The 11,696-nt window shown below is 68.3% G+C and carries 10 protein-coding genes and 1 tRNA gene; 9 read left to right on the top strand and 2 right to left on the bottom strand.

Annotated features, from left to right (window positions below; translation table 11 throughout):
• The first annotated feature begins 87 nt into the window (after window positions 1–87).
• Together lipE and AO501_RS06555 are read left to right on the top strand one after the other, a co-directional pair.
• On the top strand, window positions 88–1,329 hold the full coding sequence (gene lipE, locus AO501_RS06560; RefSeq protein ID WP_055576957.1) for a lipase LipE: 1,242 nt from the start codon (window positions 88–90) through the stop codon (window positions 1,327–1,329).
• Between the two features lie 36 nt (window positions 1,330–1,365).
• A complete protein-coding gene (locus tag AO501_RS06555) occupies window positions 1,366–2,472 on the top strand; it encodes a hypothetical protein (protein WP_055576956.1) in 1,107 nt (368 codons plus the stop codon).
• Window positions 2,473–2,557: 85 nt separating this feature from the next.
• Here AO501_RS06555 and AO501_RS06550 read toward each other — a convergent pair.
• Window positions 2,558–2,644 (bottom strand) — tRNA-Ser (locus AO501_RS06550).
• A gap of 36 nt (window positions 2,645–2,680) precedes the next feature.
• Here AO501_RS06550 and AO501_RS06545 point away from each other — a divergent pair.
• Complete coding sequence (locus AO501_RS06545) at window positions 2,681–3,658, top strand: NAD(P)H-quinone oxidoreductase (RefSeq protein WP_055576959.1); 978 nt, start codon at window positions 2,681–2,683, stop codon at window positions 3,656–3,658.
• On the opposite strand, the gene AO501_RS06540 is transcribed toward AO501_RS06545, so the two are convergent.
• Window positions 3,655–4,851 (bottom strand): cysteine desulfurase-like protein, encoded by a 1,197-nt coding sequence (locus AO501_RS06540; RefSeq protein ID WP_055576955.1) that lies wholly within the window; start codon window positions 4,849–4,851, stop codon window positions 3,655–3,657. The genes AO501_RS06545 and AO501_RS06540 overlap by 4 nt on opposite strands.
• A gap of 120 nt (window positions 4,852–4,971) precedes the next feature.
• On the opposite strand from AO501_RS06540, the gene AO501_RS06535 reads away from it, so the two are divergent.
• The 6 genes from AO501_RS06535 to AO501_RS40060 all read left to right on the top strand — a co-directional run.
• Window positions 4,972–6,939 carry a DUF6541 family protein gene (locus tag AO501_RS06535; protein ID WP_055576954.1) on the top strand — a complete coding sequence of 656 codons (1,968 nt, stop codon included), beginning with the start codon at window positions 4,972–4,974 and terminating at the stop codon, window positions 6,937–6,939.
• Window positions 6,940–7,039: 100 nt separating this feature from the next.
• Window positions 7,040–7,495: a bacterial proteasome activator family protein gene (locus AO501_RS06530; protein ID WP_231752360.1), complete on the top strand. Its 456-nt coding sequence runs from the start codon at window positions 7,040–7,042 to the stop codon at window positions 7,493–7,495.
• Between the two features lie 3 nt (window positions 7,496–7,498).
• Window positions 7,499–8,296 carry an ABC transporter ATP-binding protein gene (locus AO501_RS06525; protein WP_055576953.1) on the top strand — a complete coding sequence of 266 codons (798 nt, stop codon included), beginning with the start codon at window positions 7,499–7,501 and terminating at the stop codon, window positions 8,294–8,296.
• Complete coding sequence (locus AO501_RS06520; protein WP_055576952.1) at window positions 8,289–9,203, top strand: glycosyltransferase; 915 nt, start codon at window positions 8,289–8,291, stop codon at window positions 9,201–9,203. Before AO501_RS06525 ends, AO501_RS06520 begins: the two co-directional genes overlap by 8 nt.
• Entirely contained in the window at window positions 9,200–10,030 is an 831-nt protein-coding gene (locus tag AO501_RS06515) for an ABC transporter permease (protein ID WP_055576951.1), read from the top strand. The genes AO501_RS06520 and AO501_RS06515 overlap by 4 nt, the downstream gene beginning before the upstream one ends.
• A gap of 145 nt (window positions 10,031–10,175) precedes the next feature.
• Window positions 10,176–11,696 (top strand): PE family protein (locus AO501_RS40060; protein WP_055576950.1); only part of this gene is annotated, 1,521 nt, incomplete at its 3' end.

The raw sequence follows: 11,696 nt of genomic DNA, 5'->3' as shown, positions 1-11,696 counted from the left end.
TGTTCACCCGCCATCGGCAACCCACGTCCGATTGCAGCCCGAGGCCTTCGGCCTCAAGTCGCCTCCATACCGTCTAGGCTGGCGCAGATGAGTTCGACACCCTATGGCCGGATCCGTGTGCCGGCCGACCTGGACGCCGTGACCGCGATCAGCGAAGAAGACCGTTCGGAGATCGACAGCGCCGCCGTCGAAAGGATCTGGCAGGCCGCCCGGCACTGGTATCAGGCCGGCATGCACCCGGCTATCCAGCTCTGCATCCGGCGCAACGGGAAGGTGGTGCTCAACCGCGCGATCGGCCACGGCTGGGGCAACGCGCCCACTGACGAACCCGGCGCCGAGAAGATTCCCGTCACCACCGACACCCCGTTCTGCGTGTACTCGGCGGCCAAGGGCATCACCGCGACCGTGGTGCACATGCTGGTCGAGCAGGGCGTCTTCGCACTCGATGACCGCGTCTGCCAGTACATCCCCAGCTACACCAGCCACGGCAAGGACAAGACGACGATCCGGCACGTGCTCACCCACAGCGCGGGAGTCCCGTTCCCCACCGGTCCCAAGCCGGACCTGCGCCGCGCCGACGACCACGAATACGCACAGGAGCAGCTCGGCAAGCTGAGGCCGCTCTACCCGCCGGGCCGGATGCACATGTATCACGCGCTGACCTGGGGCCCGCTGATGCGCGAAATCGTCTACGCGGCCGCCGGCAAAGACATCCGCGACATCCTCGCCGCGGAGATCCTGGATCCGTTGCACTTCCGGTGGACCAATTTCGGCGTCGCGCCGCAGGACATCCCACTGGTTGCGCCCAGCCACCCCACCGGCAAACCGCTTCCGCCGGCCATTGCGGCGATCTTCCGCAAGGCGATCGGCGGCACCGTGCACGAGATCATCCCGTATACGAACACCCCGGCCTTTCTGTCCACCGTGGTGCCGTCGTCCAACACCATCTCCACCGCGCACGAGCTGTCCCGGTTCGCCGAGATCTGGCGCCGGGGCGGCGAACTCGACGGTGTTCGCATCATGAGCCCGGAACGGATGTACGGCGCCGTCCAGGAATCCCGGCGGTTGCGGCCCGATGTCGCGGTGGGACTGATGCCGGCCCGCTGGGGCACCGGTTACATGCTGGGCACCGAGCGGTTCGGGCCGTTCGGCCGCAACGCACCGCAGGCGTTCGGCAACCTCGGCCTGGCCAACATCGCGATCTGGGCCGACCCGGCGCGCGGCATGTCCGCCGGGTTGATCAGCAGCGGGAAACCCGGCAAGGATCCCGAGCTCAAGCGCTATAAAGCCCTGATGGACACGATCGCCGCGTCGATTCCACGCGTCTGAACGTTTGTCCCAGGCCTGCGCGGGCAACCACCGCGGATGGACTCCGAACGCTTCCGCCAGCTCCTGGACACGCGCGGCCCATTCGTGTCGATGTACTTCGAAGACACGCACAACACTCCCGACGCCGACGAACAGCTCGAGCTCAAGTGGCGCGCGCTGCGTGACCAACTGGAAAGACAGGGCGTCACCGACGAACTGACCGCCGAAATCGAGCGCGCGGTGATGGACCTGCGGCCACCCGTCGGCTGGAGCGGCCGTGGAGTGGTCGCCGGCGCCGACGGCGTCGTCGTCAACGAGCACCTGCTGCGTCCGACCGCGACGACGGTGGTCCGTGTCTCGGAGCTGCCCTACATCGTCCCGATCGTCGAGCACGGCTTCGTCACCCCCACCTACCTGCTGATCGAGGTAGATCATGCGGGCGCCGACATCACCATCCACATCGACGGCGTCTTGGAGACAGAGACCGTCGACGGTGGCGGCTATCCGGTGCACAAGGCGTCCGGTGCCGAAACCGCCGGATACGGCGACCCGCAGCAACGCACGGACGAAGCCGCCCGCAAGAACATCCGCGCGGTGGCCGACCGTATCGCCGAGCTGGTGGACGGGACGGCGGCCGATGCGGTGTTCGTGGTCGGCGAAGTGCGTTCTCGCTCCGATCTGGTCAAGGCTCTCGCCGACCGGGTCCGGGACCGCACGGTGCCCCTGGAAGTCGGGGCACGAAACAGCGGACACGACGTCACCGAGGTGCAGAGCCACATCGACGCCTGGTTCGCTAACCGGCGAATCCGTGAAATCGATGATGCCGCACAGCGTTTCGATGCCGAAATGGGCCGGAATTCGGGGCGCGCCGCCGAGGGCCTGGACGCCGTGTGCTCAGCGCTGCGCCAGGGTGCCGTGGAAACGCTGATCGTCGGCGAGATCGGGGACGCCACGGTGGTCGCCGACGAAGGACTCACCACCGTCGCGCCGAACCACCAGGTGCTCTCCGAGCAGGGCGCCGCGCCCGCCAAGACGTTGCGCGCCGATGAGGCGCTGCCGATGTTCGCGGTGTCGGTCGGGGCCTCGCTGGTGCGCACCGACGAGCGCATCGATCCGGCCGACGGCATCGCCGCGGTGCTGCGGTACGCGCCGACGCTGCACTGAGGGTTTCGGGGTTTCAGTCTGCGCTCAGGGCGGCCGGTACTCGCAAGAATTCGCCCCACGCGCAGAGCCAACGCCCACACGTGAGCGGTGGCGGAGGGATTTGAACCCCCGGACGGTTTTAGCCGTCTCTCGCTTTCAAGGCGAGTGCATTAGGCCGCTCTGCCACGCCACCGCAGATAAGGGTAGCGGTGCTTGTAGCGTGGCCAGCATGCGCGCCATCGTCGCCGAAACCGCCGAGCGGTTGGTCTGGCAAGACGTCCCCGATGCATCCGCCGGACCCGGTGAAGTACTGATCAAGGTGGCAGCGGCCGGCGTCAATCGCGCCGACGTGCTGCAGGCCGCCGGCAAGTACCCGCCGCCCCCGGGCGCCAGCGAGATCATCGGCATGGAGGTCAGCGGGACCATCGCCGACGTCGGTGCCGATGTCACCAAATGGACTGTCGGGCAAGAGGTTTGCGCCCTGTTGGCCGGTGGCGGCTACGCGGAGTACGTCGCCGTTCCGGCCGGACAGGTGCTGCCGGTGCCGGCACCCCTGGACGTTGTCGATGCCGCCGGCGTCCCCGAAGTGGCGTGCACGGTCTGGTCGAACCTGGTGATGACCGCCCATCTGGGCCCCGGCCAGCTGGTGCTGCTGCACGGCGGGGCCAGCGGTATCGGCAGTCACGCGATTCAGGTGGCACGCGCGCTCGGCGCCCGGGTGGCGGTCACCGCCGGCTCTGCGGAGAAGCTCGAACTGTGCCGGGAGCTGGGCGCCCAGATCGCCATCTCCTACCGCGACGAGGACTTCGTCGCGCGGCTGAGGCAGGAGACCGACGGCAGAGGCGCCGACGTGATCCTCGACATCATGGGAGCGGCCTACCTGGACCGCAACGTCGACGCGCTGGCCACCGATGGGCAGCTGGTGATCATCGGCATGCAGGGCGGGGTGAAAGCCGAACTCAACATCGGCAAACTCATGGCAAAACGGGCCCGCGTCATCGGCACCACGCTGCGCGCCCGCCCGGTCAGCGGGCCGAACAGCAAGAGCGCCATCGTCGACGCGGTGACGACCTCGGTGTGGCCGATGTTCGCCAGTCAGCGGGTGCGGCCGATCATCGGCAAGCGCCTGCCGATCCAGGACGCGGCCGAAGCGCACCGGCTGCTGCAGTCCGGCGAGACGTTCGGGAAGATCCTGCTGACGGTCTAGCCCAATGAAGCCAGCGCGCGCACCAGCTGGTCCACCTCGGCCATCGTGGAGTAGTGCGCCAGGCCGACGGTCACCGCGCCGCCGATGTCGTTGACCCCCAAAACATCCAGCACGCGGGAGTTCGCATTGGCGATCGCCAGAATCCCGTTGTCGGCCAACCGTTGCACCACCCGGTCGGCGGGCACTTCGTTGACGGCGAAGCTGATCACCGGTATCCGCGATTCGGGGCGACCCAGCAGGATAACCAGCGGTAGCGACCGTAGCGACGCCATCAGGTAGTCGTAGATCCGGCTCAGGTACGACGACGCGGACTGCATCGAGACCGACAACCGCTCCCGCCTGCTACCCCGGGCCGACTCGTCCAAGGCGGCGAGGTATTCGATGCTGGCGACGACGCCGGCCAGCAAGCCGAACTGGTGCCCGCCCACTTCCAGGCGCTCGGGCCCGGTGGCGTACGGGTTGGTGGAAACCGAACTGAACGTGTTGATCAGTGCCGGCTCGCGGAACACCATCGCCCCGATCGGCGGTCCGCCCCAGTTCACGGCGTTCACCGCCACCACGTCGGCTTCGGTCTCCTTGATGTCGATCAGTCGATAGGGCGCCGCGGCTGAGTGGTCGACAACCACCAGGGCACCCACGTCGTGGGCCAGCTTTGTCGCTGCCCGCAGGTCGGTGACGGCGCCCAGCGTCCCCGACGCCGAGGTGACGGCGACCAGCCGGGTGGATTTGTTGATCAGGCTCTCCCACTGCCACGTCGGCAGCTCTCCGGTCTCGATATCGACCTCGGCCCACTTGACCTTGGCGCCGTAGCGGTGGGAGGCGCGCAGCCACGGCGCGATGTTGGCCTCGTCGTCCAGACGGCTGACGACCACCTCGTACCCGAGGCCGGCACGGGCGGACGACGCCTCGGCCAGCGAGGCCAGCAGCACGGCACGATCGGCACCCAGCACGACACCGCTGGGATCGGCGTTGACCAGATCGGCCACCGCCTCGCGGACCGCGTCCAGCACCGCCGCGCTGCGCCGCGCCGACGGGTGCGCGCCCGCGGTACTGGCGCCCGACCGGCGAAAGGCCGTGGACACCGTGGTTGCCACGGAATCGGGAATGAGCATGCCTGTCGGCGCATCGAAGTGCACCCATCCGTCACCGAGCGACGGGTGCAGTCCGCGCACCCGGGCGACGTCGTAGGCCATGCCAGCCACCTTAGAGCTAACGCAATTTCGACAAATGGGTGTCGGTAGCGGATGCGCCATAGACGTTCCTGCCGTTACCGGCCTCCCGAGTCAACTCACCCGGGCAGCCATACTAGTCGAGTGAGCTTGTGCTTCGGAACGCTGATCGCATTGGTACTGCTGATCGCGCCGGGCGCCATCGTCGCACGTATCGCGCAGTTGAATTGGCCGATCGCCATCGCGGCCGGACCAGCGCTGACGTACGGCGTAGTGGCGCTGGCGATCATCCCTTACGGCGCGCTCGGCATGCCATGGAACGGGTGGACCGCCCTGGCGGCGCTGGTGGTCGTCTGTGTGCTGGCGACGGTGCTGCAGCTGCTGCTCGCCCGTTTCCGGGATAAACAGGCCGAGGCGCGCGCAATCAACCCCGGCCCGGCGATCGTCGTCGCGGCCGGTGTGCTGCTGGGGGTCGTGCTGATCGCCTGGGCGGCGTTCAGCGGCATCCCACACTGGCAGTCGATCCCGAGCACCTGGGACGCGGTGTGGCACGGCAACGAGGTGCGCTGGATTCTCGACGTCGGCCAGGCGTCGTCCACCCACATGGGCGAACTGCGCAACGTCGAGACCCACGCGCTGCTCTACTACCCATCGGTCTTTCACGCGCTGACGGCCGTGTTCTGCCAGCTGACCGGCGCGGCGGCTGCCACCGGCTACACGCTGAACTCGCTGGCGGTGGCGATCTGGCTGTTTCCCGTCAGCGCGGCGGTCCTCACCTGGCGCGCCCTGCGGACCCACACCACCGAGTGGCGCACCGCGATCACGGCTGCCACCGCGGCGGCACTTTCGGCCTCCTTCACCGCGGTGCCCTACGTCGAGTTCGACACGGCCGCGATGCCGAATCTGGCGGCCTACGGGGTCGCGATTCCGGCGATGGCCTTGATCACCTCGACGCTGCAACACCGCGACCGCATCCCGGTGGCCATCCTGGCGCTCGTCGGCGTCTTTTCGGTGCACATCACCGGCGGCATCATCACGGTCATTCTGGTGTTCGCCTGGTGGCTGTTCGAAGCGCTCTGGCGCCCGGTGCGGGGCCGCATCCGCGACCTGGCCGTGCTGGCCGGCGTCGGAGTGGGCGCCGGGCTGATCATGCTGCCTCAGTTCCTGAGCGTCACCAAGCAGGAAGACATCATCGCCGGCCACTCATTCCTGACCTACCTCAGCAAGCGACACGGCTTGTTCGACGCCGTGTTCATGCACTCACGACACCTCAACGACTTCCCCTACCAGTGGGGGCTGAGCGTGCTGTGCGCCGTCGGCGGGTTCATCATGCTGGCCAAGAAAATCTGGTGGCCGCTGGCCGTGTGGCTGTTGTTCATCGTGATCAACGTCGACGCGGGCACCCCCTTATGGGGTCCGCTCGGCCGGGTGGCCGGGGCAGTCGGCGAGTTCTTCTACAAGGACCCGCGCCGCATCGCCGCGGCCACGACCCCGCTGTTCAACCTGATGGCGGCCATAGCGCTGGTCACGATCGTCGCCGGGGCGGTCGCCCTGGCCAAACGGTTCGTGCAACCGAGAAAGCCGCTGCCGTCGCGGTTCTGGGCGACGGCGACCGCGGCGCTGCTGATCGGCATCAGCGTGGCCAGTGCCTGGCACTACTTCCCGCGGCACCGGTTCCTGTTCGGCGACAAGTACGACTCGATCATCGTCGACCAGCGCGACCTCGACGCCATGGCGTACCTCGCGAAGCTGCCGGGCGCCCACGACACGATGATCGGCAACTCCAACGTCGACGGCACCTCCTGGATGTACGCGGTGGCCGGTCTGCATCCGCTGTGGACCCACTACGACTACCCGGTGCAGATGGGGCCGGGTTACCACCGCTACATCTTCTGGGCCTTCGCCAAGAAGGGTGACTCCGATCCCCGGGTGGTGGAGGCGATCAAGGCCCTCAACATCCGTTATGTCCTAGCCAGCGGCCCGACGATCCGAGGGTTCAAAGTTCCCGAAGGACTATATTTTCTGGACAAGTCGCCGTACTGGAACCTGATCTACGACAACGGCGGCGCCCAGATCTACGAATGGCACGGCGACACCCCGGTGCACCCCTAGACCACAAACAAGGACGGTGATTGCGTTGGCTAACGGCAACGACGACCACGCCGACGACAGCGACGGCATCGAGGTAATCGGCGGAGTCGACCCGCGACTGATGGCGCTGCGCGAAGAGGACGACTCCGAGGAACGCTCGCTTACCGACCTGGTCGAGCAGCCCGCGAAGGTGATGCGGATCGGCACCATGATCAAGCAGCTGCTCGAAGAGGTGCGCGCGGCTCCGCTGGACGAGGCCAGCCGCACCCGGCTGCGGGACATCCACGCCACCAGCATCCGCGAACTCGAGGACGGCCTGGCACCGGAACTGCGCGAGGAACTCGAACGACTCACCCTGCCCTTCAACGAGGACAGCGCGCCCTCGGACGCCGAGTTGCGGATCGCACAGGCACAGTTGGTCGGCTGGCTGGAGGGGCTGTTCCACGGCATCCAGACCGCGCTGTTCGCCCAGCAGATGGCCGCCCGGGCGCAGCTCGAGCAGATGCGGCAGGGCGCACTGCCGCCCGGGATCGGCAAGCCGGGCCCGCACGGGCACGGCACCGGACAGTACCTGTAAACCGTGTCGAGCGGTCCCCACATCGAGACCCGCGACGCGTGGGTCGAGTTCCCCATCTTCGACGCCAAGTCGCGTTCCCTGAAGAAGGCCTTCCTGGGCAAGGCCGGCGGCGCGATCGGCCGCAACGCCTCCAACGTGGTGGTCATCGAGGCGTTGCGGGACATCACCATGTCACTGGAGCTCGGCGACCGCGTCGGGTTGGTGGGCCACAACGGCGCCGGCAAATCCACTCTGCTGCGCCTGCTTTCGGGCATCTACGAACCGACGCGCGGCTGGGCGAAGGTGACCGGGCGGGTGGCGCCGGTGTTCGACCTGGGTGTCGGCATGGATCCCGAGATCTCGGGCTACGAGAACATCATCATCCGGGGCCTGTTTCTGGGACAGACCCGCAAGCAGATGCTCGCCAAGGTGGACGAGATCGCGGAGTTCACCGAATTGGGCGACTACCTGTCGATGCCGCTGCGCACCTACTCGACCGGCATGCGGGTGCGACTGGCGATGGGCGTCGTCACCAGCATCGACCCGGAGATCCTGCTGCTCGACGAGGGCATCGGCGCGGTGGACGCCGAGTTCCTCAAGAAGGCGCAGTCACGCCTGCAGAGCCTGGTGGAACGCTCCGGAATCCTGGTATTCGCAAGCCATTCCAACGAATTCCTGGCCCGGCTGTGCAAGACCGCGATGTGGATCGACCACGGCGTGATCCGGCAGAGCGGCGGCATCGAGGACGTGGTGCGCGCCTACGAGGGCGACGACGCGGCACGGCATGTGCGCGAAGTCCTCGCCGAGACCGCGCGTGAGTGACCGGGTCTTCGCCGTCGTGGTCACCCACCGGCGCCCCGAGGAACTCACCCGCTCACTGGAGATGTTGTCCACCCAGACCCGGCCACCGGACCGGATCATCGTCATCGACAACGACGCCTCCGGTGACAGCCGGGTACACGATATCGTTGCCGCACAACAGGTCCCGTCGATCTATCTCAACTCCCGGCGAAACCTGGGCGGCGCGGGCGGTTTCGCGCTCGGCATGCTGCTGGCGCTGGCACACGGGGCGGACTGGATTTGGCTCGCCGACGACGACGGCCGCGCCGCGGACACCACGGTGCTGGCCACCCTGCTGGCGTGCGCCGGAACGCACGGGCTGGCCGAGGTGTCCCCGATGGTCTGCAACATCGACGACCCGGAGGCGCTGGCTTTTCCGTTGCGCCGTGGACTGGTCTGGCGGCGTCGGGTGAGCGAACTGCGTACCGAGGCAGGCCAGGACCTGCTGCCCGGCATCGCGTCTCTGTTCAATGGCGCGCTGTTCCGCGCCTCGACGCTGGACGCCATCGGGGTACCGGACCTGCGGTTGTTCATCCGCGGCGACGAGGTGGAGATGCACCGCAGACTCGTGCGATCCGGCCTTCCGTTCGGAACCTGCCTGGACGCGGTGTACCTGCACCCGTGCGGCTCGGATGAGTTCAAGCCGATCCTGCGCGGCCGCATGCACACCCAGTACCCCGATGACACCAACAAGCGGTTCTTCACCTACCGCAACCGCGGTTACGTGCTGTCCCAGCCGGGGCTGCGCAAGCTGCTGTTCCAGGAATGGGTGCGGTTCGGCTGGTTCTTCCTGGTGACGCGCCGCGACCCCAAGGGGCTGCAGGAGTGGGTCCGGTTGCGCCGGCTGGGACGCCAGGAGAAGTTCGCACGGCCCGGAGGTTCCTCATGACGTTCATCGACGCCGCTGCGCAATCCAAGACGTTCGCCCGCGCCTGGGGTGATCTCACCGCCGGGTTCCGGCGTCACGAACTGTGGCTGCATCTGGGCTGGCAGGACATCAAACAGCGGTACCGCCGTTCGGTGCTGGGCCCGTTCTGGATCACGATCGCCACCGGCACGACCGCCGTCGCCATGGGTGGGCTGTACTCCAAGCTGTTCCATCTCGACCTGTCCGAGCACCTGCCCTACGTCACGCTCGGGCTGATCGTGTGGAACCTGATCAACGCCGCCATTCTGGAAGGCGCCGACGTCTTCGTGCACAACGAGGGCCTGATCAAGCAACTGCCGACCCCGCTCAGCGTGCACGTCTACCGGCTGGTGTGGCGGCAGATGATCCTGTTCGCCCACAACATCGTGATCTACGTCGTCATCGCGATCATCTACCCCAAGCCGTGGTCGTGGGCGGACCTGTCGGTGCTTCCCGCGCTGGCGCTGATCATGCTCAACTGCATCTGGGTGTCGCTGTGCTTCGGCATCCTGGCCACCCGCTACCGCGACATCGGGCCGCTGCTGAACTCGGTGGTGCAGTTGCTGTTCTTCATGACGCCGATCATCTGGAACGACAACACACTTCGGCAGCAGGGCGCCGGGCGCTGGTCGAAGATCGTCGAACTCAACCCGCTGCTGCACTACCTCGACATCGTGCGGGCGCCGCTGCTGGGCGCGCCCCAGGAGTTGCGGCACTGGGCGGTGGTGGTGGTGCTGACCGTTGTGGGCTGGGTGATGGCGGCGTTCGCGATGCGGCAGTACCGCGCGCGGGTGCCGTACTGGGTCTGAGAACGCGGCCGCTCCTCCAATAGGGGGAGCACATTTCATCCCTCGAATCGTCCCGCCGGCGGAGGGACCTGCGCCGCGATGTGCCCCAAGGTGGGAGTCGGAGCAATCGGCTCGGTTACCGAACTCGCGTCGAGGGGATCGTGCGATGTCGTTTTTGTTGGCTCGCCCCGAAGCACTGGCCGCCGCCGCGGCGGACCTGCTGGATGTCGGGACGTCGGTGGGTGCGGCGAACGCGGCGGCGGCCGCTTCGATTACCGCGGTGCCGGCCGCGGCCGCCGATGAGATCTCGCAGCACATTGCCGCGCTCTTCAGCGCTCACGGTCAGGCATATCAACTGCTCAGCGAACAGGTCTCGGACTTCCACCACCGATTCGCGCAGGTCCTGAGCGCCAATGGACTTTGGTACGCGACCGCCGAGGCCGGGAATGCCTCGCCCCTGCAGTCCTTCGGGCAGGCGGCGCTGGGCGTCGTCAATGCCCCGACGCAGGCCTGGTTGGGACGGCCCCTGATCGGCGACGGCGTCGCCGGCGGGACCGTGAACGGTGTGGGCCAACCAGGCGGAGTCGGGGGCTTGTTGGTCGGCGACGGCGGCGCGGGTGGGGCGAGCACCGCTCCCGGCGCGGCCGGCGGCGCGGGCGGCAGTGCAGGCCTGATCGGTAACGGCGGCGCCGGTGGTCGCGCCGGAGCCGGGGCGGCCGGCGGCGGCGGCGGAACGGGAGGGTTGCTGTACGGCAACGGCGGCGCCGGCGGCACCGGCGGTGCGGCAGTGGCCGGGGTGAACGGGGGAATGCCCGGACGCGGCGGCGACGCGGGCAGCGCGATCTGGTTCGGTAACGGCGGCAGCGGCGGGCTGGGTGGCACGGGACTGCCGGGGGCGGACGGGCTCAATCCGACTCCCACCGGCAAGGCCGCTCCCGACGGGAGCTACGGCGCCAACAACGCTGTCAACAGCAATGGCTATTTCTCGGCGGGAGGCGGCACCGGCGGCGCAGGTGGCACCGGCGGTCCCGGAGAATCCGGCGGTCAGGGTGGAGGCGGAGGTACCGGCGGTGCCACCGTCACTGGCAGCGCGGGCGGAAATCTTCCGATTGCCATCGGGGGCGCCGGCGGGAACGGCGGATTGGCCGGTGCGGGTGGGACCGGGGGTGCCGGCGGAGCCGGGGGTGCTGCAGTGCTCAACGACGGCACCTCCACCGCCGCGTATGCCGGCGCGTTCGGCGGACCAGGCGGACTGGGAGCGCCCGGAGGGGAGTTCGGCGGATCGGGTGGCGCCGGCGGGAACGGTGGCGAAGCGTCGGCTTGGGCCCCGAACTACCGCGCGAACGCTTATGGCGGCTACGGAGGAACCGGCGGAGACGGTGCTTCCGGCGCCAACGGTGGCGCGGGCGGAAGGGGTGGCAGCGGCGGCAGCGGTGGTCATGGCGGTCTGTTCGTCGGCAACGGCGGCAGCGGCGGAAACGGCGGGGGTGGCGGCACAGGCGGTCTCGGCGACCTCGGTGGCGCGGGCGGACGCGGTGGCAACGGCGGCGCCGCCTGGCTCAACAGTGTCCCGAGCGGGATCGAAGGAAACGGTGGGGACGGCGGCGTTGGCGGCGACGGCGGCACTGGTGGAGACGGTGGCGCCGGCGGAAGCGGCGGCCAGGGGGGCGCGGGTGGTCTGCTGTGG

Source organism: Mycobacterium gordonae (genome assembly GCF_001417955.2).
Lineage (GTDB): Bacteria > Actinomycetota > Actinomycetes > Mycobacteriales > Mycobacteriaceae > Mycobacterium > Mycobacterium gordonae_B.
Note: the sequence above shows the minus strand (reverse complement) of the source record. Positions and strands in the feature narration are given on the sequence as shown.

Bases quoted from the DNA above. Each gene is read 5' to 3' on its own strand.
- AO501_RS06540 (WP_055576955.1), bottom strand. From the start codon at position 4,851: ATGGCCTACGACGTCGCCCGGGTGCGCGGACTGCACCCGTCGCTCGGT.
- AO501_RS06530 (WP_231752360.1), top strand. From the start codon at position 7,040: ATGGCGCTGCGCGAAGAGGACGACTCCGAGGAACGCTCGCTTACCGAC.
- AO501_RS06545 (WP_055576959.1), top strand. From the start codon at position 2,681: ATGCGCGCCATCGTCGCCGAAACCGCCGAGCGGTTGGTCTGGCAAGAC.
- lipE (WP_055576957.1), top strand. From the start codon at position 88: ATGAGTTCGACACCCTATGGCCGGATCCGTGTGCCGGCCGACCTGGAC.
- AO501_RS06515 (WP_055576951.1), top strand. From the start codon at position 9,200: ATGACGTTCATCGACGCCGCTGCGCAATCCAAGACGTTCGCCCGCGCC.
- AO501_RS06555 (WP_055576956.1), top strand. From the start codon at position 1,366: ATGGACTCCGAACGCTTCCGCCAGCTCCTGGACACGCGCGGCCCATTC.